This is a genomic window from Sphingomonas sp. MMS24-J45, from assembly GCF_044881195.1.
Classification (GTDB): Bacteria; Pseudomonadota; Alphaproteobacteria; order Sphingomonadales; family Sphingomonadaceae; genus Sphingomonas.
The window spans coordinates 1,096,491-1,116,771 of sequence record NZ_CP173255.1 but is presented as its reverse complement, the minus strand read 5'-3'; the positions used below and the strand labels follow the sequence as shown (position 1 = coordinate 1,116,771).

Genomic DNA, 20,281 nt, shown 5'->3' with positions numbered 1-20,281 from the left:
AGGAGCCGGTCGGGGCGTATTTGGGCAGCGACAGGGAGACGCGCAGATGGCGACCGAATTTACGCTCAACGGGGCGCCTGCCCGGTTCGAGGGAGACCCCGACACGCCGCTGCTGTGGGTGCTGCGCGATCACCTCAATCTGACCGGCACGAAATATGGCTGCGGCATCGCGCAATGCGGGGCGTGCACGGTGCATCTCGACGGCAAGAACCGTCGTTCCTGTGTAACGCCGATCTCGACCGTTGCCGGGCGCAGCGTGACGACGATCGAGGGCGCGACCGGCAAGACCGCCGAGGCGGTGAAGGCGGCGTGGGTCGCAATCGACGTGCCGCAATGCGGTTTCTGTCAATCGGGGCAAGTGATGTCGGCGATCGGCTTGCTCGCCGCCAAGCCCAATCCGACCGACGCCGATATCGACCACGGCATGGCCGGCAACATCTGCCGCTGCGCGACCTATGTCCGCATTCGCCAGGCGATCAAGGATGCGGCGAAGACCGCGGGAGCGGCCGCATGAACGCCCCCGCTTCACGCCGCGACTTCCTCGCTGGCTCCGGCCTCGTCATCGGCCTCGCGCTGCCGATGGGCAAGGCGGCGGCCAAGGCCGCTCCCACGGGCGAGACCGCACCGTTCGCGCCCAACGCCTTCGTGCGGATCGCCAGCGACAACACCGTCACCGTGATCGTCAAGCATGTCGAATTCGGCCAGGGTCCGGCAACCGGCCTGTCGACGATCGTGGCGGACGAGCTCGACGCCGATTGGGATCAGATGCGGATTGCCTTCGCGCCCGCCAACGACCCGCTCTACAAGAACCTCGCCTTCGGCACGATGGGCACGGGCGGTTCGACCGCGATGTCGAATAGCTGGATGCAGATGCGTAACGCTGGCGCCTCGGCCCGCGCGATGCTGGTCGCCGCTGCCGCCAAGACCTGGGGCGTCCCCGCCGCCGAGGTGAAAGTCGCCAAGGGTGTCGTCAGCCACGGTGCCAAATCCGCCACTTTCGGCCAACTGGCCGCGACCGCCGCGACGATGCCGGTGCCTGAGAAGCCGACGCTCAAGACGCCCGCTGAGTGGACGCTGATCGGCCGCGACACGCCCAAGCTCGACAGCCTTGTCAAGACCAACGGAACCGCGCAATTCACGATGGATGTGCAGCGTCCCGGCATGGTCGTCAGCGTGATCGAACATGCCCCAGCCTTCGGCGGCACGGTCGCCAAGGTCGACGATTCGGCCGCACTCGCCATCCCCGGCGTGGTCGCGGTCAAGACGATCCCGCAGGGCGTCGTCGTCTATGCCAAGGATACGTTCGCGGCGATGAAGGGTCGCGCCGCGCTGAAGGTCGATTGGGATCTGTCCAAGGCCGAAACCCGTTCGTCCGAGACGATGGTCAAGCAATACATCGCTGCCGCCGCCACGCCTGGCGTCGAATGCGAGGCTGAGGGGAATGTCGCCGCAGCACTCGCCGCCGCAGCCAAGCGGATCGAGGCGACCTATGTCTTCCCGTTCCTGGCACACGCGCCGATGGAGACGATGGATGCGGTCATCGAACCCAAGGCGGGCGGCGCCGATTTCTACGCCGGCAGCCAGTTCCAGGTCGGTGATACGACGGCAGTGTCGAAGGTGCTCGGCGTGCCGTTCGAGGGCATGACGTTGCACGAGCAATATGCCGGGGGCAGCTTCGGGCGCCGTGCGACGCCGGCCATGGACAATGCGGTCGAGGCGGCGATGGCGACCAAGGCTTTTGGCGGCACCACGCCGGTGAAGCACGTCTGGACGCGGGAGAATGACATTCGCGGCGGGCGCTATCGTCCGTTGATCGTCCACACGATCAAGGGCGGCGTCGATGCCAAGGGCAAGATCGTCGGGCTCGACGCGGTCGTTGCCGGGCAATCCTTCATGCGCGGCACGGGCTTCTTCAACCCCAGCGCCAAGTTCGACGAGGCGATGGTCGAGGGGCTGACGGGCAGCGCCTACGCCTTCCCGGCGATCCGCGTCGGCGCGAACGAGCTGAAGAACGGCGTGCCCACTTTGTGGTGGCGCTCGGTCGGCAACACCCACACCGCCTATGTGATGGAGACGTTCCTCGACCGGCTGTTTGAACTGGGCAAGCAGGATCCGATCACCGGGCGCATCGCGATCATGAAGGACGATCGCGCCAAGGCAGTGCTGAAGCGCGTGGCCGAACTGGCGGGCGGGTTGTCGGCCAAAACCGGGCGCGCGCGCGGCGTCGCTTTCCACAAGAGTTTCGGGTCGTATGTCGCGCAGATCGCCGAGGTGTCGGTGGGTGCCGACAAGCTGCCGCGCGTCCACAAGGTGTGGGCCGCGGTCGATTGCGGGGTGCCGATCAATCCGAACGTGATTCGCGCGCAGATCGAGGGCGGGGTCGGCTTCGGCCTGGGCCATGCGCTCTATGCCGAGATTACGCTGGGTGAGGGCGGGGTGGTCGAGCAATCGAACTTCGACAGCTACCGCTCGCTTCGGATCGGCGAGATGCCGGAGGTCGAGGTCGCGATCATGACATCGACCGCAAACCCGACCGGGATCGGCGAACCCGGACTTCCCCCGATCGCGCCCGCCGTCGCCAATGCCTGGCGCAAGCTGACCGGCAAGGTTGTCACGCGACTGCCCTTCGCCCATTCGGAGAACGTATGATGCGCGGCAACACGCTCGCCTTGATCGTAGCCGCGCTGGCCCTGCCTGTGGCGCTTGTCGCTCGGCCCGCGGGCCCCGCACCCGCGACCCTGAAGGACCCCGAAGCCTTCGCCTCGATCGCCGATCCGGCCAAGCGCTCGGTCGCGTTGTTCGGGGAAATGGGCAAGGTGATCCAGTCGCCGCGCTGCCTCAACTGCCACCCGCGCAGCGACCGGCCCAACCAGGGCGAGGCGATGACGCCGCACAATCCGCCGGTGATCCGCGGGGCCGACGGGCATGGCGCGCCCGGCCTGGAATGCGCGACCTGTCACGGCACTGCGAACGTGAAGTTCGCCAACGGCACCGGCAGCGTGCCCGGCGCGCCGCACTGGGCGCTCGCGCCCGCGTCGATGGCGTGGGAGGGTAAGTCGCTCGCTCAAATCTGCGTCCAGATCAAGGATCGTGCGCGCAACGGCGGCAAGTCGCTGGCCGATCTGATCGAGCATAACGGCAAGGACGAACTGGTCGGCTGGGGCTGGCATCCCGGCCTCGGCCGCACGCCAGCGCCGGGGACGCAGGTGCAGTTCGGCGCGCTGACCAAGGCGTGGGTCGACAGCGGGGCGAAGTGCCCGGCGTGACGCCGGCCTTCACCACGATCCGGCTGGAGGTCGCAGAGGGGATCGCGACGATCACGCTCGATCGGCCCGACAAGCTCAATGCGTTCGACCCGGCGATGCTGGCCGATCTGATCGCGGCGTTCGACGCGACCGACGGCGATGACGGTGTGCGGGCGGTGATCGTCACCGGGGCGGGGCGCGGCTTCTGCGCAGGGGCCGATCTGTCGGGTGGTGCCGCGACGTTCGACTATGACGCGAGCGGCGGGTGGAACGGGGCTGAGTCTCCGGTGCGTGCCGATGGCAGTGTTGACTATGCCCATCCGGCGGTGCGCGATGGCGGAGGCTTGCTCGCCTTGCGCATCTTCGCCTCCAAGAAGCCGGTGATCGGCGCGATCAACGGCCCCGCGGTCGGCGTCGGCGCGACGATGACGCTGCCGATGGACTTCCGTTTGGCGAGCGACGCGGCGCGGTTCGGCTTCGTGTTCGGCCGGCGCGGGATCGTGCCGGAGGCGTGTTCGAGCTGGTTCCTGCCGCGCCTCGTCGGGATCGGGCAGGCGCTGGAATGGTGCTATTCGGGCGCGGTGTTCGATGCGGCCGAGGCGCTGCGCGGCGGTTTGGTCAGGAGCATCCACGCGCCCGACGACCTGCTCCCCGCCGCCCGCGCGCTGGCGCTACGCCTGACTGGCGACGGCGCGCCGGTGTCGATCGCGCTGATGCGCAAGATGCTGTACGCTGGGCTAGGCGCGGCGCATCCGATGGACGCGCACAAAATCGAAAGCCGCGCGATCTGGGCGCGGGGAGCGAGTGCCGATGCCAAGGAGGGCGTCAGCGCCTTTCTCGAAAAGCGCGGGGCGGTCTTTCCCGATTCGGTCGCCGGGGCGTGGGATACCTTTGCGCCGTGGTTCGACGAACCGGGGTATCGGTGATTTCAAGTCTTCCACCCCGGCGCACGCCGGGGCCTAGTTGGAAACCTGCGTTCAACGCCTTGCGCTTCGTTACATTGGACATTGCGACTGGGCCCCGGCGTGCGCCGGGGTGGATAAGAGCGGGAGGGCGGTTCTAGTTCCGCGCCACCGCGAAGCCCGCAAAGGACTGGTTCACCGGCATCAGTTCCAGCGTGTTGATGTTGAGATGCGCGGGCAGTTCGGCGACCCACAGCAGGGTTGCCGCAATGTCTTCGCCGGTCATCGGGTCGACGCCGCCATAGAGCTTGTCCGACGCCGCCTGATCGCCGCCGGTGCGGACCACGGTGAATTCGGTTTCGACCATGCCCGGCTCGATCGAGGTGACGCGGACGCCGGTGCCGTGCAGGTCGGCGCGTAAGCCCAGCGAGAATTGCCGCACGAACGCCTTGGTCCCGGCATAGACGTTGCCGCCGCTGTAGGGATAGGTCGCCGCAACCGAGGACAGGTTGATGATCGCGCCCTTCGCCTCGATCAGGCGGGGCAGCAGCGTGCGGGTGACCGCGACCAGCGCCGACACGTTGGTGTCGATCATCGTCTGCCAATCATCGAGGCTGCTCTGCTGCGCCGGCGCGGTCCCGAGCGCGAGACCGGCATTGTTGATCAGCAGATCGATCCCAGCGAACTCTTCCGGCAGGGCCGAGATCGCGGCATCCATTGCGGCGCGATCTCGAACATCGATGTTGAGGGTGTGGAGCGAATCACCGAGTGATTCGCGCAACGCGTCTAGCCGCTCGGCGCGGCGACCGGTCGTGACGACGCGCCAGCCGGAGCCGACGAAGGCACGAACCGCAGCCTCGCCGATGCCCGACGTGCCGCCTGTGATGAAGGCCGTGCGCATCACCGAAACTCCACCATCGTCTGTAAGGAGAATGGTGCCCGAGGGCGGATTCGAACCACCGACACTGCGATTTTCAGTCGCATGCTCTACCAACTGAGCTACTCGGGCACACCCGGAGAACTCCGGGGGAGCGGCCTCTTAGTCACGCTCTGGCGTCGTGTCCAGCCCATCTTCTTCTTCGCCGGGCGGAGTCGAAACCGGGATCGCATAGCCCTCGCCCAGCCACTGCATCAGGTCGCGATCGCGGCAGCCCTGCCCGCAGAACGGGGCGTGGGTGGCCGATGGCGGCTTGCCGCAGAGCGGGCAGGGTTTGGAACGCGCCATCATCGTACCTCGAACACAGGGGTAACGCCGGTACGCCGGGCAAGCTCGGCGATCCAGAGCGGATTGGCATGGAGCGCCTTCGCCACGCGAGCGCTGACGGTGTGGACGGCAGGGACGGGCGGAGGCGTGCGCTCGATTCGGCGAAGCAGCGCACGGGCCTCGGCACCTGCCGGATCGGCGCGGAGCAGTTCTGGGAGCGAGACGCGGGTTCGCCTGCGGACGATCTGGACGAAGCCGAAGCCGTTCATCGCGGTGCGTTCGAACGGTTGCGGCAGCCCGGCGTCGATCGCGGCATCGACCGCGCCGCGCGCCGCCTTGCCTTGCAGCGTCGGGAAATCGACCCCGATCGCCCCGCCGATATCGAGCCGCATGATCGCGGCGGCGACGGCGTGTGCGGCGGCGACCGCGAGCGGCTCGAGCGGGGGATGGCCATCGACGTCGAACAGCGTCATCGCGGGGGTGGGGCTCATCCGCAGCGCGCCGCCGGTGGGGCCAGCGAAGGCGATGTCGCCGGTGAGCGCCTCCTCCAGGACTTCGGACCAGCCGGCCGCCTCGATGTGATCGGATTCGTGGGGCAGGCAATGTCGGACGGGGGTGCCGCTTGCGGTGATTCGCTCCAGCAGCGTGGGGCCGTCGCGGGGTGGGCCATCGGCCGGGGCGGCGCGGGGCAGTTTGGCGCGGCCCGGTTCGGGGATGGCTTCCCGGATGAGTTCGACCGTCAGCGCAGCCCCTTGGGTGATGCCGGGGGGCAGCGGCGAGAGCATCGCCTCGCCACCATCGAAGCTGACGCGGCCCTCGCGGCCCTTGACGGTGATCTCGACCAGGCGGGCGGGCAGGACCGCTCCGATCCGCGGGCCGGGACGGTCCAGCTCGATTCGCGCCTGCAGGATCGTGCCGTCCTCGACCAGCGCGGCGCGGGCTTCGCCGATCCCGGCTTCGAACAGCCACTCAGCCAAGCGCGACGCCCGATGCCAGCAACAGCGCGCGGGTTTCGAACAGCGGGAGGCCGACAACGCCCGAATGCGAGCCGGACAGGAAGCGCACGAACGCCTCGGCGCGGCCCTGAATGGCATAGCCGCCGGCCTTGCCCAGCCCCTCGCCACTCGCGACATAGCCGTCGATCTCGGCGGAGGTCAGTGGCTTGAACGCGACGATCGTGTCGGACAGGCGCTGCCGCACGGTGCCATCGGCGGCGACAACGCAGACGGCGCTGAGGCAGTGGTGGCGGCGGCCCGAGAGCAGGCCGAGCATGGCGCGGACGGTGGCGTCGTCCTCCGCCTTGCCGAGGATGCGGCGGCCGAGCGCGATCGTGGTGTCGCCGGCCAGCACGACCTCCCCGGCGGCGCGGGGGACGGCATGGGCCTTGGCGAGCGCGACGCGCTGGACATAGGCGCGGGGCGCCTCGCCCTTGAGCGGGCTTTCATCGACATCGGGAGCGGCGATGCACGCGGGCGTCACGCCGAGCCGCGCGAGGAGCTCGGCGCGGCGGGGGGAGGTGGAGGCGAGGATGAGGGTCAAGGGCTTGGTTCCCCGGCGAAGGCCGGGGCCCAGCCGCGCAGGTTACGGTAATCGAGCGCTGCGCTCACCAACGAAACGCCCGCAACTGGACCCCGGCCTGCGCCGGGGAGCAGATTACTTGAAGCGGTACGTGATCCGCCCCTTGGTCAGATCGTACGGGGTCAGTTCGACCAGCACTTCGTCGCCCACCAGCACGCGGATGCGGTTCTTGCGCATCTTGCCTGCGGTGTGACCAAGGATCTCGTGGTCGTTCTCCAGCTTCACGCGGAACATGGCGTTGGGCAGAAGCTCCACCACCTGGCCGCGCATTTCGAGCAGTTCTTCTTTTGCCAAACAAACCTCTGGGGATAGCCGATCGTCGCGGCGCACTTCGTGAAGCGCGCGCCTTAGCCGAGGATGCGGCAAAAGGGAAGCACGCGCACGCACGACGCCTCAACCCGACGCCGATACGGAACCTTTCATCGCCCGGCGCGCTTTGCCGATCGTAACGAAATAACGAGAGGGAGTAATAACATGGCGGAATATCGGAACGCAGACGGCACGACCACGGTGGTGGAGCGCCGCAGCAATGGCGGCCGGACGATCGGCATTATCGTGGTGCTCGCACTGGTCGTCGTCGGCCTGTTGTTCGCGACCGGCTTCTGGAGCGCGGACGTCAAGGGCGGCGCGCTGCCCGACGTGAAGGTCAGCGCCAAGGGCGGCGATCTGCCCGATGTCGACCTGAAGTCGAAGGAAGTCGTGGTGGGCACCAAGAAGACGACGGTCGATGTGCCGACCGTCGGCGTGAAGGACGACGACAAGAAGTAAGCGCCGACCAAGCGCGCGCAAAGGGCATCCCGTCAACCGGCGGGGTGCCCTTTGTTGCGAGCGGTTCGCAGGCAAAAGTTGCGAAAGTGCCACTCGCAAAGGCTTGCGGGGACGACAAGGTTACACGCGTCACGCCACCGGAAGGGTGTGCGAGCCCGGGCAGTAGCGGGCTTAACGTCACACGGAGTCGCACCGTCGGCGGGGTGGGGGAGCCAGCGGTGTAAAAGAGCGGGCCAGCGCCGGGTGCCATTTCGGCTGGGGCGCGGGCCGGTGCGGAGGATATCGGGCGGCGGGGGTGTAGGACAGCGGTTAATCCGGGCGGTCAGGCGGCGCGGCGCAGCGTGTAGCGATCCCCCTCCGCCGCCACATGCCCGAGTCGTACGAGCGCCGACAGCGTGGCGGCAATGCGTGGCTCGGCCTTCAACCCTTGCGCATAGCGGCGCGCGATCTCGGCACTGGTGAGCCCGGCCCCGCCGCGCAGATCGGCAAGGACGGCGGCGGTCTGGCCGATCGCGTCGCGCGGGAAAGCGGGCTTCTTCGTCGCGGCGGCGGGGAGCAGCGCCTCGATCTGTTCGGGCTGCGCTTTGGGCGCGAGCACGGTGACGCCGGCGCGGGGGATTTGATAATCAGGGCGGAGCCAGCGGACCTTGCCGGCCTTCTCCTCGGCATGGCGCTCGGCATTGAGCGCGACGAGGCGGGTGACGATCGCCTCGTCGGAGAGGTCGCGCGGCCAGCCATACGCATCGGCGACGGCGGCATCGATCCGGTCGTGCAGCTCGGCGATGATGTCGACGCGGCCGCGGCGGCGCTGGTCCTGCTCGGCTTCGGTAAAGGCGGCGTGCTGGCGCAGTTTCTCGCGCAGATTGTACAGGCCGGTGAGCGTCAGGTCGGTATGTTCGGCGAGCACCTCTTTCCGCGTCGCGTCGAGTTCCTCGGCGAGATCGCCGATGATCTGGCGCTGTTCGGGGGTGGCGTCGGGGAAGGGGAAGGGGTCGAAGCTGGAGGTTTTCACATAGACTGCGGGTCGATCAAAAACGCCGATCATACCCGCGTTTGCTAAATACCAACTGGCATGAATTTGCGAGTGAACGATTCCGAGCGAAGCTGAATCACCGAGCGCTAGACAAATCAATTTGTTGTCAGGCAACACGCTTGCGTCCAAGAACTGGAAAATGCGATGTTTTGCAGTTTCAACAGTCACGATGTAGCGCGATATCCCATGGAGCGCTGGGCGTAAATCTCTACGAGGTTCGCCGAAAATCCACCAGTTATCACGGTAACTCGCTCTATTATTGGAATCCCGCTCGGGCTTTACTGTAACCAGCAAGTGCTGATACGCTTCTGGATAGCGACGCCGGACTTCAATCTCGGTTAAACCAAAGAAGTCGATAACCAGCTGTCCGCGCGAGCGGCCCATTAGGTCGCGCCCGTTGCGATAAGCGCGGATGTGCTGTCCTAAGCCATTTCGCTGACCAAGCCCAAGATGCTCCGCCTCGACGCGCGAGACGATAAAACCAGCACCGTGAAGCTTCACGCCTGGCGAACAAATCCAATTGTTGGCCAGTAGCGATCTCGCGCGTGTCACATCTGTACCGACGCTGAGATCGGAGTGAATCTCTCCCTCCGTGGCGGTCATGTCAATTTTTGGAGCATCGGTGTCCAATCCGCTTTCCTGTGACACCTGATATAGAACACCCTCGCGCGAGCCGGCCTCGACGACTGTCATCGCGATCCGTACCGCTGCCGCGTCGCGTGTCGCCTTGGTCCAAGCATGATCGGGGACTGCCATCACCAAGCTGATCGGTTGGCGCGCATCGATTCGTGCTGCCATTACGCGCCGGCTAAATTCCATCGTGATCGAATTGGTGGTGACGAAGCCGAAGCGCTTGAGCCGCGTGCCCTTCTCGGTCAGCCGTTCGGCGGCGCGGTCCCACCAATACATCACGAAATCGGCGGATTTGTTGATCTTGGGGTGCGCCTTCCACAGCGCCGTCGCATAGCCGTCGCCGAGCCGGGCGCGGAGGTCCTTGCCGCCGATAAAGGGCGGGTTGCCGACGATATAATCCGCCTGCGGCCAATCGGGCCGGCGCGGGTTCGGAAATTCGTCGAACGTCCCGTCATCGCGCAGCCGCCCCGGATCATGCTTCAGCACCGCATCCATCGCGGTAATGTTGCTGAGCCGTTCGAGGACCGGATCGGCGATCTGTCCGCCGTTGCGCATCTGCCATTGCAGATAGCCGAGCCACAGCACCAGTTCGGCGATCGCGGCGGCGCGCGGGTTGAGTTCCAGCCCGAGGAAATTACGCGGGTGGACGGTCGCGGTCTCCAGCGCGAGCGCTTCCTGCCCGCCGAGATCGGCGAGCACTTCGAGCACGTCGCCCTCCAGCCGCTTCAGCAGTTCGAGCGCGACATAGAGGAAATTGCCGGTGCCGCAGGCGGGATCGAGCACGCGCGTGGCGGCGAGCTTTTCGTGGAAATCATGCACCGCGCGGATCGCGCCCTGCGGATCGGTGCTGCGCTCGCGCTCGACCGTGCCGAGCACTTCGGTTTCCCATTCGCGCTGTAACGGCTCGATGATCGTCGCGATGACGAGGCGTTCGACATAAGCGCGCGGGGTGTAATGCGCGCCCAATCGCTTGCGCTCCACCTTGTCGAGCGCCTGTTCGAGCAGCGTGCCGAAGATGGCGGGCTCGACCTCGGTCCACACGTGGCGCGCGGCCTCGTACAGCTCGCCGATTTCCTCCTTGTGGAGCGGAATGGCGGTGCGTTCGGCGAACAGGCCGCCATTGAACTTGCGGATCGTCTTGCGCAGCACGGGCGAGAAGCCGCCAGTGTCCATCGTGCGCCACAGATCCTCCAGCATCGGCGCGAAGCTGTCGGGATTGGCGCGGGCGTCGGCGAGCACGTCGGTGAAGCTGCCGGGTTCGAGCAGGCCGGTATCCTCGGCGAACATCGTGAACAGGCAGCGCATCAGGAAATGCGCGACGGGCTCGGGCTGATAGCCGCGTTCCTCGAGCAATTTGCTGACATGCGCGAGGCGGCGGGCAATGTCGCGGGTGACGGCGGCGGCGTGCTTGGCGGGATCGAGGCTGTGCGGATCGAGCCACATCTTGCGCAGGCGTTCGCGGATATCGGGATCGCGCAGATCGTCGAGATAGATGCGATAGCCCGAGCGATCGGGGAATTGGCGGTAGTTTTTGCCTTGCCCTGAGAAATCCGCGAAGATTTCGAAGGCGTGGCCGACATCGGCGACGATGATGAAGGGCGGCCAGCCGTGCTCGGTCGGCAGGGCGCGGGCATATTGTTCGGCCTGTTCGCGGGCGTTGCGCATCAGCACGTCCCAGCCGCGTTGCGCGCTGCGGCGGCCGCGGACCTGCGTCGGGGCGAAGCCGGGCAGGCCGGGCTGTTCGGCGGGGAGTGCGACTTCCTTCTTGCCGCCGGGTTCGCGGCTTTGCTTGGCTTCGAGCACGAAGGCGCCGCGTTTGTAGAGATCGATCCGGCCGTGCCCGGTCTTGCCGGCTTCGTCCTTGAAGGTGACGGCGCGTTCGAACACGTAATCGTTGCGGGTGTGGCTGGCATCGGCCGGATCGGGCTGCGGCAGGTCGAGCAGCGTGCAAAGCTCGGTCAGGAACAGGACGTAATTGGCGCGCTCGGCACCGCCTTCATTGGCGCGCCAGCGGTCGATGAATCTGTCGATTGCGGCAGCGTCCCCCATGATCGGAGCGTAGGCGGGGTAAGGGTTTGGCGGCAAGGGCAAAAGGGGGGCGGGGAGGCGAAGCGGCGTCGTGGCGAAGCCACGCCGTCGGTCGGAGGCTTGTGGCCCCCGCCGTCCGGTCGCGCTTGCTGAGCTTCGCTCAGCCTCCGCTCGCCGCCAAGGCGGCGAGCAAGAGCAGCGCGACGATATTGGTAATCTTGATCATCGGGTTAACCGCCGGACCTGCCGTGTCCTTATACGGATCCCCCACCGTATCGCCCGTCACCGCGGCCTTGTGCGCTTCGGAGCCTTTGCCGCCGTGATGGCCGTCTTCGATATATTTCTTGGCGTTATCCCACGCGCCGCCGCCGCTGGTCATCGAAATCGCGACGAACAGGCCGGAGACGATCACGCCGAGCAGCATCGCGCCGAGTGCCGCAAAGCCCTCGGCCTGGCCCGCCACCGCGGTGATGATGAAATAGACCAGCACGGGGGAGAGCACCGGCAACAGGCTCGGCACGATCATCTCCTTGATCGCCGCCTTGGTGACGAGATCGACCGTGCGCGCATAATCGGGCTTGGTCGCATAGGTCATGATGCCGGGGTTGTTGGCGAATTGATCGCGCACGTCGGTGACGACCTCGCCTGCGGCGCGCCCGACCGCGGTCATCCCCATCGCGCCGAACAGATAGGGCAGCAGCGCGCCGAGCAGCAGGCCGACGATGACATAGGGGTTGCTGAGCTGGAAATTCACCGTGAGATCGGGGAAATCGCGCGCCAGGTCGGAGGTGTAGGCGTTGAACAGCACGAGCGCGGCAAGCGCGGCCGAGCCGATCGCATAGCCCTTGGTCACCGCCTTGGTGGTGTTGCCGACCGCGTCGAGCGCGTCGGTCTTGTGGCGCACGTCATCGGGCAGGCCGGACATTTCGGCGATGCCGCCAGCATTGTCGGTGACCGGGCCATAGGCGTCGAGTGCGACGACCATCCCGGCCTGCGCCAGCATCGCGGTGGCGGCAAAGGCGATGCCGATCACGCCCGCCAGCTGATACGCGGCGATTACCGCGATGACGATGACGATGGTCGGTAGCGCGGTCGATTCCAGGCTGATTGCCAGGCCCTGGATGACGTTGGTGCCGTGGCCGGTCTCGGACGCCTTGGCGATACTGCGCACCGGGCGGTAATTGGTGCCGGTGTAATATTCGGTGATCCAGACGAGGAGCCCGGTGACGGCGAGGCCGATCATCATGCTCCAGAACAGCTTCATGCCGGTGAAGGTGACGCCCGCGCTGCCCGCGATTGCCTCGGGCGTGGCGCCGCTGCCGTCGAGGAAGGCGTTGCCGCCGATCGCCGCATTCATGTCGCCGAGCGTGTATGCGCACGCGAAGTAGATCGCCGGGATCGACAGGCCGATCGCGATCCAGAAGCCCTTGTACAGCGCGCCCATGATGTTGTTGCTGCCGCCGAGGCGGACGAAATAGGTGCCGATGATCGAGGTCAGGATGCACACGCCGCCGACGATCAGCGGGAGGGTCATCACTTGCAGCAGGTGGTCGGCATTTTTGAGCGCCAATGCGACCGAGATCATCGTGACGCCGATCGTCACGACATAGGTTTCGAACAGATCGGCCGCCATGCCGGCGCAATCGCCGACGTTGTCGCCGACGTTATCGGCGATGGTGGCGGGGTTGCGGGGGTCGTCCTCGGGGATGCCCGCCTCGACCTTGCCGACGAGATCGGCGCCGACGTCGGCCGCCTTGGTGAAGATGCCGCCGCCGAGACGCGCGAAGATCGAGATGAGCGAGGCGCCGAACGCCAGCGCAGTGAGGGCTTTCACGACGACGGGGGCACCAGCGTTCACGCCATTGGTGCCCGCAAGATACCAGAAGGTGCCCGATATCGCGAGCAGGCCTAATCCCGCGACGAGCAGGCCGGTGACCGCGCCCGAGCGGAACGCCATCGTCAGGCCGCCTTGCAGCGAGCCGCGTGCCGCCTCCGCCGTGCGGACGTTGGCGCGAACCGAAATGTTCATGCCGACGAACCCTGCGACGCCCGACAGCACCGCCCCGATCGCGAAGCTGACCGCAGAAACCGGGCTGCCCAGCCCATCGAGGAACACCCAGACGAGCGCCAGGACGATGACGCCGACGAGTCCGATCGTGCGATACTGGCGGCCGAGATAGGCCTTCGCGCCTTCCTGAATGGCGGCGGCGATGTCCTGCATCTTTTCGTTGCCGGCGGGTGCGCGGAGGACTTGCTGGCTGGTGATGAGGCCGTAGGCGACGGCGATCAGCCCACAGATGATGGCGGCATAGACGATCGTCATGCGTATCCTTTCCCTGCGTGTTCGGTGGATGGTCACACGGTGGTGTGCCTCCACGCTTTGTCCGGTCAGACTAACGCGCAGGGATGGCTTGGCAAGCCACTCGAATCAGCCGTGGCTGTAGCCCAGCCGATCGGGCAGCGGGACGGGGGTGCCGTGATCGGTGAGCGTCAGCCCAGCACCTGCCGCGAAGTGGCCGATGCGGGTGGCGGGGACGGGTGGGAGGACGCCTGAGGGGAGGGTGAACAGGAGCTGGTAATCGTCGCCCCAGGTGACGGCGCGGAGCCGGTCCTGTTCGAACGCGGGCGGGACGGGGACCGCGTCGAGCGCGATTTCGACGGCGAGGTTGCTGGCGGCGGCCATGCGCTGCGCATCGAGCAGCAGGCCGTCCGACACGTCCATCATCGCACTGGCGTGCGGTGCGAGGGCGATGCCGTCGGCGATGCGGGCGATGGGGCGGCGATAGGCATTGGGTTCGGTTTCCGGACGTTCGAAGCCGAGCAGCGCCGCGCCGATCGTGCCGGTGACGTAGAGGTGGTCGCCGGGCTGGACGCCGGATCGGACGGGCACGGGCCGGTGCGTCGCGCGGCCGACCGCGGTGAGGGTGAGCACGCGCGGTGCGTGCGGCGGGATCGACACGGTGTCGCCGCCGATCAGCGGGGCAGCGTAGTGGGTGAGGACTTGGGCGAGGCCATCGAGGAAGGTTGCGTCCCAATCGTTCGGTGCGCTCCACCCCGGCGAACGCCGGGGCCCAGTCGCGCTGGCCGATGGAAACGCGTGCTGCGCTTCGCCACTGACCGCCTGCACCTGGGCCCCGGCGTGCGCCGGGGTGGATGCAGGAGTGGTGCCTGCCCGTAGCGGATAGTTGAGCATCACCCCGACCGGCTCCGCGCCCTTGGCTGCCAAGTCCGACAGCGCGCAGGCGATGAGGCGCCAGACGACATCGTCCGCCGCCATGTCGGGGGAAAGTGCACGCCCTCGACCATCGTGTCGGTGCTGAACACCAGGGTGTCGTCGCGCGGGGTCAGCGTCGCCGCGTCGTCGCGCAGGTCAGCTGCCCCGGGATGGAGCGGCAGCGCGCGCAGGCGTTCGATGAAGTCGGCTTCGGTCACGCCGCGCGGTGTAGCCGCTTCGCCGTCCTTTGTCTGCTAACGCCGGGCGCTCCCGCTTACGACGCCTTCATGTTCGACGCGATGTTGGCGAAAGTGATCGCCAACTGGTTGCCGAGCCCCTGCATCGCGCCGATCGCGGCCACGGCGATGAGGGCTGCGATCAGCCCATATTCGATCGCGGTCGCGCCGCGGCGATTCTTCCAGAATTTCTTCATCGGTCTGCCTCGCGGTGGGGGAGGCATCTTTATAGGTCAGGGAAGCTGCACGCGGCGTGAATCCGCCCCTCCGTAGAACTACGCGGGAGGCGGATCAGCGCTTTCGTGGTGCGCCGGCGCGCGTGCGATCAGGACGGGCCGACCGACGGCGATGCTTCGCTGGGGAAGCCGGTCTTCTCGGTCGCCTCGGCGTGTCCCTCGATCACGGCGGGGGTCGTCCAGCGGCGCTTGACGAGTTCCGGCTGACGACCATCCGACGGTGCGACGGTGTGCGAAAAATCAGTCATGATCGTCTCTCGCTTGAAGGAGCGTTGATGCCTTCGCCTAGGCGGAAACGGAGACGTTGCGAGGATTTACGAATCGTACCGCGATCTTTTGCGACAAACCGATCAACGCTCGCGCTTTGCGCCGTCGAGCGTCCGAAGGATGGCGGTCGTTTCAGCAGCGCTTTTGCTGCGCTCGGCCTTGGTCGCGCCGAATTTGGCGCGGTTGGCGGTCGCCGCGGCCTCGTCCTCGCTGCGCCGCTTGGCCTTGCGCGCGCGGCGGAGGTTGACGACCTCCGCCATGCTCAGCCGCGCACGTCCTTGGCAATTCCGTCGAGCAGGCCGTTGACGAAGCCCGCCTCGCGCTTGTCGAAAAAGGCGTGCGCGACATCGACATATTCAGTGATGACGGTGCCGACCGGCACATCGGCGCGCGCGAGCAGTTCGTAGGTGCCCGCGCGCAGGATCGCGCGCATCGCCTTGTCGAGCCGCGCGAGGCTCCAGCCCTTGGCGAGCTTGGCGGCGATCGTCGTGTCGATTTCCTCCAGCCGGGCATGGGTGCCCTTCACGATATCGTCGAAGAAATCCACTTCGGGCTCGGCATATTCGGCGTCCTCGATCGTCGCGCCAAGGCGGTGATTGTGGAATTCGTTGAGCAACTGCACAATCGGCGTCGCTTCCATATCATGCTGATACAGCGCCTGAACGGCGGCGAGGCGAGCGGCGGCGCGCGCTTTCGAGCGCTCGGCGGTGCGGGGGGATGCGTGAGAAGACATGGGCGGGCCTTAGCGGAGGTTCATGCTCAAGTGAACCTGTTCCCCGGCGCAGGCCGGGGTCCAGGGCTTCAAGGACAGCGTGTGTACCCTGGGCTCCTGCCTGCGCAGGAGCAGGACAGCGGTTTAGAGCCGCAATGCCACCGACCGGGCGTGCGCGGGCAGGCCCTCTGCCTCGGCCAGCGCGACGGCGGCGGGGCCGATCGCGGCGAGGCTGTCCGGTCCCAATTGCAGGAAGCTGGTGCGCTTCATGAAATCGAGCACCGACAGGCCACTGGCGAAACGGGCGCGGCGGCCGGTGGGGAGGACGTGGTTCGGCCCCGCGACATAATCGCCGATCGCCTCCGGCGTGTGGCGGCCGAGGAACACTGAGCCGGCGTGGCGGATGCGGTCGAACAGCGCTTGCGGATCGTCGCAGGCGAGTTCGAGATGTTCGGCGGCGAGGCGGTCGACCAGCGGGAGCGCTTCCTCGAGACTGGAGGTGACGATGATCGCGCCGTTCGCGTCCCACGCGGCGCGCGCGACCTTGGCGGTGGCGAGCGTGCCGATCTGGGCGTCCACCTCGGCCGCGACGGCATCGGCGAAAGCGGGCGAGTCGGTGAACAGGATCGACTGGCTGGTCGGGTCGTGCTCGGACTGGCTGAGCAGATCGGCGGCGATCCAGTCGGCGCGGTTCTGGCCGTCCGCCACCACGACGATTTCGGAGGGACCGGCGACCATGTCGATGCCGACCACACCGTAAAGCTGGCGCTTGGCCTCCGCGACCCAGGCGTTGCCGGGGCCGGTGATGACATCGACCGGGGCGATTCGTTTGGTGCCGTAAGCCAGCGCGGCGATCGCCTGCGCGCCGCCGACGCGCCACAGCTCATCGACGCCCGCGATGTGTGCGGCGGCAAGGACCAGCGGGTTGATCTCGCCATCGGGAGTGGGGGTGACCATGACAAGCCGATCGACGCCCGCGACTTTGGCGGGAATCGCGTTCATCAGCACGGAGGAGGGATAGGCCGCGCGGCCGCCGGGGACATACACGCCCGCCGCCGCCACCGCGTTCCAGCGCGCGCCGAGCCGGACGCCCGCGTCATCGGTGGTGTCGCTGCCGAGCGGCTTTTGCTTTTCGTGATAGGTGGCGATGCGGGCGGCGGCCAAATCCAGTGCCGCGCGCAACGCCGGGTCGAGCGCTTCGTAAGCGGCGCGCCATTCCTCGCGCGGGATCTGCCAGCCGCTGGCGTCGAGATCGTGGCGGTCGAAGCGCGTCGTATAATCGGTGAGCGCGGCATCGCCCTCGTCGCGGACGCGCGCTATGATCGCGGTCACGTCGCGCGCGACATCGGCATCCGCTTCGCGGCGCGCGTTGACGAGCGCGGTGAACTCGGCGGCGAAGGTGGGGGATGTGGTGGTGAGGCGGATCATGCGGCGCGCTCCTGCGCGACCGCGCGGCGGAACGCCTCGACCAGTGGCACCACCTCGCCGCGCGTCTTGAAGGCGGCGCGGTTGACGATCAGGCGGCTGGTGACCTCGCAGATCACCTCGACCTCGACCAGGCCGTTCTCTTTCAGCGTGCGGCCCGACGACACCAGATCGACGATGCGCGGTGCGAGGCCGAGCAGGGGCGCGAGTTCCATCGCGCCGTTCAGTTTTACGCACTCCGCCGAGACACCGCGCGCGGCGAAATGCGCTTCGGTGACGTGCGGATATTTGGTCGCGACGCGGACATGGCTCCAGCCGCGCGGATCGTCGTTCGCGGCCATGTCGGCGGGTTCGGCGACCGACAGGCGGCAATGGCCGATGCCGAGATCGACGGGCGCGTACAGCTCCGAATAATCGAACTCCGCGAGCACGTCCGACCCGACGATCCCGAGCTGCGCCGCGCCGTGCGCGACGAAGGTGGCGACATCGAACGCGCGGACGCGGATCAGGTCGATGCCGGGATTGTTGGTGGTGAAGCGCAGCGCGCGGCTGTCCTCGTCGCTGAACGCGGGTTCCGGCACGATTCCCGCAGCGGCGAGCAGCGGAACCGCTTCGGCGAGAATGCGCCCCTTGGGAACGGCGATGATGATCGGTTGGGCCATGGTGGGGCGGGCTTTACTTGGGGGGCGGGGTGGGCGCAACAGACCCCGTCGGTGGAGAAATTCGATCATGGCGGATGAGAAAACCAATCGCGGCGCATTCCTGATCCAGCAACACTATTGCGATGCCAATGCCGCGCCGATTTATGGCCGGATGGCGGGGGCGGTGGCGGCGGGGCTGACGCGGGGTACGGCGGTGGGCGCGCGGGTGCTCGATTGGCCGGGCGAGCCGACGCGCGATGCGCTGCCATTGCGGCTGTTTGGCGGGCTGCATGCACTGGTGCTGGCGGGGGCGGATGACGCGCTTGCGGCGGTCTACGCCGGGCGGGTGACCGATCAGGCGGCGATCATCGCGACGCTGGAGCGCGTCCTGGCCGAGCATGAGGCAGCGTTGCTGCCGTGGCTGGACGGGCCGCCGCAGACGAATGAGCCCGGGCGATCGGCGGCGCTGATGCTGGGGCTGATCGAGATCGCGCGTCGGCATGGGCCGAAGATCGAGCTGCTGGAGATCGGGTCGAGCGCGGGGCTCAATCTGCTGATCGACCGCTATCGCTTCGATCTGGGCGGGACGATGTATGGCCCGGAGGATGCGCCGGTGACGATCACGCCCGCATGGAAGGGGCCGCCGGCGCCCGCCGTCCCGCTTGAGATCGTGTCGGTGCGCGGGTGTGACGTGAACCCGCTCGATGCGACCGATCCGACGGTGGCGGCGCGGTTGGCGGCCTATGTCTGGCCCGAGACGCGCGAACGGCTGACGCGGGTGCGCGCGGCGATCGCGATGCAGGTCGAGCGCGGGGTCGATCTGGTGCAGGCCGATGCCGCCGATTGGATCGAGGCGCGGCTGGCGGAGCCGCAGGCGGCGGGGGCGACGCGGGTGCTGATGCATTCGGTGGTGTGGCAATATCTGCCGGAACCGGTGGCGGAGCGGATTCGCGTGGCGATGCGGGCGGCGGGCGAGCGCGCTACGGTGGAGCGGCCGCTTGGCTGGGTGATGATGGAGCCCGATCGGGCGCTTGGGCATCAGGTGATCCGTGCGCGGTCGTGGCCGGGAGAGGGCGGCTGGACGAGCGTGGGCACGAGCCATGCGCATGGGGCTTGGGTGGACGCGAGCGGGGCGGCAGGCGATGCCGCGCCGGGGGTGGATTTGCCCGAGGCGGCGCGGGTGCGCGTGTAAGTTCCTCCCCGCGCCGGGGAGGATTCAGGAAGGCAACCACTCCCGGATCGCCGCGACCACCGCATCGGGCGCTTCCCACGGCACGAAATGCCCGGCGTCGACCTTCACCAGCGTCAGATCGGGGACGTAGCGTTCCAGTCCCTCGAGCTGGCTCGGGAGCAGCGCCGCGTCGCCGAGGCCCCACACCACCAGCACCGGCTGCGGCATCGGCGGGAAGGGGCCGTCGAGAAAGGCTGGTCGCGCCCGGGTTTCGTCCATTGCGGGAACGATGATCGGGCTGGCGCGGTACCAGTTGAGCATCGCGGTCAGCGCGCCGGGTTGCCCCCATTGTTCGAGATAGATCGGCTTTTCGTCTTCGATGCGGCTGAAATCGGTGTGGCGCAGGAAGCTCGATTCGAAGAACGCGGGCAGGCCGATCTTTTCGACATGTGCTTCGAAATTCGGATTGCGGAAGGCGGTGATGTACTGGCTCGCCTCGCGCTGCGCCATGTCGTCGAACAGCGTCTGCTGAAAGATGAAGGGATGCGGCGCGTTGACGATGACGAGGCGGGTGACGCGCGTCGGGTTGTTGAGCGCCGCCATCCAGGCGATGGCGCCGCCCCAATCGTGGCCGACGAGCGTGAAGGTCGTCAGGCCGAAATGGTCGGCGAGCGCGAGCAGGTCGGCGACGATCGCGGCGGGTTTATAGGCATCGACGCCCTCGGGTTTGGAGGAGCGGGCAAAGCCGCGCTGGTCGGGGGCGATGACGAAATGGTCGCGCGCGAGTTGCGGCAAGACGTGCCGCCACGTGCGGTGCGATTCGGGGAAGCCGTGGAGCAGGATGATCGGCGGGTGCGCGGGGTTGCCTGCGGTGGCGACGTCGAGCGTTACGCCGGTGGGGAGCGGGATGGATTGTAGGGTGTAGTCTGACATTCAAGTTCCCCTCCCGCTTGCGGGAGGGGTTAGGGGAGGGCCTGACCTTCACTCG

General features: G+C 67.3%; 21 protein-coding genes and 1 tRNA gene. 6 read left to right on the top strand and 16 right to left on the bottom strand.

The features are described from left to right. Positions 1-46: 46 nt before the first annotated feature. The 4 genes from AB5I39_RS05665 to AB5I39_RS05650 are packed head-to-tail and all read left to right on the top strand — an operon-like array spanning position 47 to position 4,171. On the top strand, positions 47-514 hold the full coding sequence (locus AB5I39_RS05665; RefSeq protein WP_404372283.1) for a (2Fe-2S)-binding protein: 468 nt from the start codon (positions 47-49) through the stop codon (positions 512-514). Next, the gene (locus tag AB5I39_RS05660) at positions 511-2,649 is read left to right on the top strand and encodes a molybdopterin cofactor-binding domain-containing protein (protein WP_404372280.1); all 2,139 of its coding nucleotides are present in this window, start codon (positions 511-513) and stop codon (positions 2,647-2,649) included. The genes AB5I39_RS05665 and AB5I39_RS05660 overlap by 4 nt, the downstream gene beginning before the upstream one ends. Next, complete coding sequence (locus AB5I39_RS05655) at positions 2,649-3,266, top strand: Isoquinoline 1-oxidoreductase subunit (RefSeq protein ID WP_404372277.1); 618 nt, start codon at positions 2,649-2,651, stop codon at positions 3,264-3,266. The genes AB5I39_RS05660 and AB5I39_RS05655 overlap by 1 nt, the downstream gene beginning before the upstream one ends. Continuing rightward, on the top strand, positions 3,233-4,171 hold the full coding sequence (locus AB5I39_RS05650) for a crotonase/enoyl-CoA hydratase family protein (RefSeq protein WP_404372275.1): 939 nt from the start codon (positions 3,233-3,235) through the stop codon (positions 4,169-4,171). Before AB5I39_RS05655 ends, AB5I39_RS05650 begins: the two co-directional genes overlap by 34 nt. Positions 4,172-4,304: 133 nt before the next feature. Here AB5I39_RS05650 and AB5I39_RS05645 read toward each other — a convergent pair whose 3' ends face one another. From AB5I39_RS05645 to infA, 6 genes are all read right to left on the bottom strand, one after another. Beyond that, complete coding sequence (locus tag AB5I39_RS05645) at positions 4,305-5,048, bottom strand: SDR family NAD(P)-dependent oxidoreductase (RefSeq protein WP_404372272.1); 744 nt, start codon at positions 5,046-5,048, stop codon at positions 4,305-4,307. 32 nt (positions 5,049-5,080) lie between these two features. Next, a tRNA-Phe gene (locus tag AB5I39_RS05640) sits at positions 5,081-5,156 on the bottom strand. Positions 5,157-5,186: 30 nt separating this feature from the next. Beyond that, the gene (locus tag AB5I39_RS05635) at positions 5,187-5,372 is read right to left on the bottom strand and encodes a DNA gyrase inhibitor YacG (RefSeq protein WP_404372269.1); all 186 of its coding nucleotides are present in this window, start codon (positions 5,370-5,372) and stop codon (positions 5,187-5,189) included. Beyond that, positions 5,372-6,328 carry a ribonuclease gene (locus tag AB5I39_RS05630; RefSeq protein ID WP_404372266.1) on the bottom strand — a complete coding sequence of 319 codons (957 nt, stop codon included), beginning with the start codon at positions 6,326-6,328 and terminating at the stop codon, positions 5,372-5,374. Before AB5I39_RS05630 ends, AB5I39_RS05635 begins: the two co-directional genes overlap by 1 nt. Next, a complete protein-coding gene (locus AB5I39_RS05625) occupies positions 6,321-6,890 on the bottom strand; it encodes a Maf family protein (RefSeq protein WP_404372263.1) in 570 nt (189 codons plus the stop codon). Before AB5I39_RS05625 ends, AB5I39_RS05630 begins: the two co-directional genes overlap by 8 nt. A 114-nt stretch (positions 6,891-7,004) precedes the next feature. After that, a complete protein-coding gene (infA, locus tag AB5I39_RS05620) occupies positions 7,005-7,223 on the bottom strand; it encodes a translation initiation factor IF-1 (protein ID WP_010162480.1) in 219 nt (72 codons plus the stop codon). Between the two features lie 180 nt (positions 7,224-7,403). Between infA and AB5I39_RS05615 the strand changes: the two genes are divergently transcribed. Beyond that, positions 7,404-7,697, top strand: a complete 294-nt coding sequence (locus AB5I39_RS05615; protein ID WP_404372254.1) for a hypothetical protein — start codon at positions 7,404-7,406, stop codon at positions 7,695-7,697. A gap of 322 nt (positions 7,698-8,019) precedes the next feature. On the opposite strand, the gene AB5I39_RS05610 is transcribed toward AB5I39_RS05615, so the two are convergent. The 9 genes from AB5I39_RS05610 to hisG all read right to left on the bottom strand — a co-directional run bounded on the left by AB5I39_RS05610 (position 8,020) and on the right by hisG (position 18,143). Continuing rightward, complete coding sequence (locus tag AB5I39_RS05610; RefSeq protein ID WP_404372251.1) at positions 8,020-11,412, bottom strand: class I SAM-dependent DNA methyltransferase; 3,393 nt, start codon at positions 11,410-11,412, stop codon at positions 8,020-8,022. Between the two features lie 139 nt (positions 11,413-11,551). Further along, a complete protein-coding gene (locus tag AB5I39_RS05605) occupies positions 11,552-13,714 on the bottom strand; it encodes a sodium-translocating pyrophosphatase (RefSeq protein WP_404372249.1) in 2,163 nt (720 codons plus the stop codon). Between the two features lie 105 nt (positions 13,715-13,819). Further along, positions 13,820-14,668, bottom strand: coding sequence for a thiamine-monophosphate kinase (locus AB5I39_RS05600; RefSeq protein ID WP_404372246.1), 849 nt, complete (start codon positions 14,666-14,668; stop codon positions 13,820-13,822). Between the two features lie 211 nt (positions 14,669-14,879). Beyond that, a complete protein-coding gene (locus tag AB5I39_RS05595; protein WP_404372243.1) occupies positions 14,880-15,038 on the bottom strand; it encodes a Flp family type IVb pilin in 159 nt (52 codons plus the stop codon). A 128-nt stretch (positions 15,039-15,166) separates the two neighbouring features. Next, the gene (locus AB5I39_RS05590) at positions 15,167-15,325 is read right to left on the bottom strand and encodes a hypothetical protein (protein WP_404372240.1); all 159 of its coding nucleotides are present in this window, start codon (positions 15,323-15,325) and stop codon (positions 15,167-15,169) included. Positions 15,326-15,427: 102 nt separating this feature from the next. Then, positions 15,428-15,604 carry a DUF4169 family protein gene (locus AB5I39_RS05585; RefSeq protein ID WP_404372237.1) on the bottom strand — a complete coding sequence of 59 codons (177 nt, stop codon included), beginning with the start codon at positions 15,602-15,604 and terminating at the stop codon, positions 15,428-15,430. A gap of 2 nt (positions 15,605-15,606) precedes the next feature. Then, positions 15,607-16,077 carry a transcription antitermination factor NusB gene (nusB, locus tag AB5I39_RS05580; RefSeq protein WP_404372234.1) on the bottom strand — a complete coding sequence of 157 codons (471 nt, stop codon included), beginning with the start codon at positions 16,075-16,077 and terminating at the stop codon, positions 15,607-15,609. Positions 16,078-16,200: 123 nt separating this feature from the next. Further along, complete coding sequence (hisD, locus tag AB5I39_RS05575; protein WP_404372231.1) at positions 16,201-17,484, bottom strand: histidinol dehydrogenase; 1,284 nt, start codon at positions 17,482-17,484, stop codon at positions 16,201-16,203. After that, positions 17,481-18,143, bottom strand: coding sequence for an ATP phosphoribosyltransferase (gene hisG, locus AB5I39_RS05570; RefSeq protein WP_404372229.1), 663 nt, complete (start codon positions 18,141-18,143; stop codon positions 17,481-17,483). The genes hisD and hisG overlap by 4 nt, the downstream gene beginning before the upstream one ends. A gap of 67 nt (positions 18,144-18,210) precedes the next feature. Between hisG and AB5I39_RS05565 the strand changes: the two genes are divergently transcribed. Next, the gene (locus tag AB5I39_RS05565; RefSeq protein ID WP_404372226.1) at positions 18,211-19,314 is read left to right on the top strand and encodes a DUF2332 domain-containing protein; all 1,104 of its coding nucleotides are present in this window, start codon (positions 18,211-18,213) and stop codon (positions 19,312-19,314) included. A 24-nt stretch (positions 19,315-19,338) separates the two neighbouring features. Here AB5I39_RS05565 and AB5I39_RS05560 read toward each other — a convergent pair whose 3' ends face one another. After that, positions 19,339-20,226: an alpha/beta fold hydrolase gene (locus AB5I39_RS05560; RefSeq protein ID WP_404372223.1), complete on the bottom strand. Its 888-nt coding sequence runs from the start codon at positions 20,224-20,226 to the stop codon at positions 19,339-19,341. Positions 20,227-20,281 lie beyond the last annotated feature (55 nt).

What these genes read in the sequence shown, in the direction of transcription:
- AB5I39_RS05590 (WP_404372240.1), bottom strand. Translation starts at nt 15,325, where the DNA reads ATGACTGATTTTTCGCACACCGTCGCACCGTCGGATGGTCGTCAGCCG.
- AB5I39_RS05600 (WP_404372246.1), bottom strand. Translation starts at nt 14,668, where the DNA reads ATGGCGGCGGACGATGTCGTCTGGCGCCTCATCGCCTGCGCGCTGTCG.
- AB5I39_RS05615 (WP_404372254.1), top strand. Translation starts at nt 7,404, where the DNA reads ATGGCGGAATATCGGAACGCAGACGGCACGACCACGGTGGTGGAGCGC.
- AB5I39_RS05595 (WP_404372243.1), bottom strand. Translation starts at nt 15,038, where the DNA reads ATGAAGAAATTCTGGAAGAATCGCCGCGGCGCGACCGCGATCGAATAT.
- AB5I39_RS05610 (WP_404372251.1), bottom strand. Translation starts at nt 11,412, where the DNA reads ATGGGGGACGCTGCCGCAATCGACAGATTCATCGACCGCTGGCGCGCC.
- AB5I39_RS05565 (WP_404372226.1), top strand. Translation starts at nt 18,211, where the DNA reads ATGGCGGATGAGAAAACCAATCGCGGCGCATTCCTGATCCAGCAACAC.
- AB5I39_RS05665 (WP_404372283.1), top strand. Translation starts at nt 47, where the DNA reads ATGGCGACCGAATTTACGCTCAACGGGGCGCCTGCCCGGTTCGAGGGA.
- AB5I39_RS05645 (WP_404372272.1), bottom strand. Translation starts at nt 5,048, where the DNA reads ATGCGCACGGCCTTCATCACAGGCGGCACGTCGGGCATCGGCGAGGCT.
- hisD (WP_404372231.1), bottom strand. Translation starts at nt 17,484, where the DNA reads ATGATCCGCCTCACCACCACATCCCCCACCTTCGCCGCCGAGTTCACC.
- AB5I39_RS05635 (WP_404372269.1), bottom strand. Translation starts at nt 5,372, where the DNA reads ATGGCGCGTTCCAAACCCTGCCCGCTCTGCGGCAAGCCGCCATCGGCC.
- AB5I39_RS05560 (WP_404372223.1), bottom strand. Translation starts at nt 20,226, where the DNA reads ATGTCAGACTACACCCTACAATCCATCCCGCTCCCCACCGGCGTAACG.
- hisG (WP_404372229.1), bottom strand. Translation starts at nt 18,143, where the DNA reads ATGGCCCAACCGATCATCATCGCCGTTCCCAAGGGGCGCATTCTCGCC.
- AB5I39_RS05655 (WP_404372277.1), top strand. Translation starts at nt 2,649, where the DNA reads ATGCGCGGCAACACGCTCGCCTTGATCGTAGCCGCGCTGGCCCTGCCT.
- AB5I39_RS05660 (WP_404372280.1), top strand. Translation starts at nt 511, where the DNA reads ATGAACGCCCCCGCTTCACGCCGCGACTTCCTCGCTGGCTCCGGCCTC.
- AB5I39_RS05585 (WP_404372237.1), bottom strand. Translation starts at nt 15,604, where the DNA reads ATGGCGGAGGTCGTCAACCTCCGCCGCGCGCGCAAGGCCAAGCGGCGC.
- AB5I39_RS05605 (WP_404372249.1), bottom strand. Translation starts at nt 13,714, where the DNA reads ATGACGATCGTCTATGCCGCCATCATCTGTGGGCTGATCGCCGTCGCC.
- nusB (WP_404372234.1), bottom strand. Translation starts at nt 16,077, where the DNA reads ATGTCTTCTCACGCATCCCCCCGCACCGCCGAGCGCTCGAAAGCGCGC.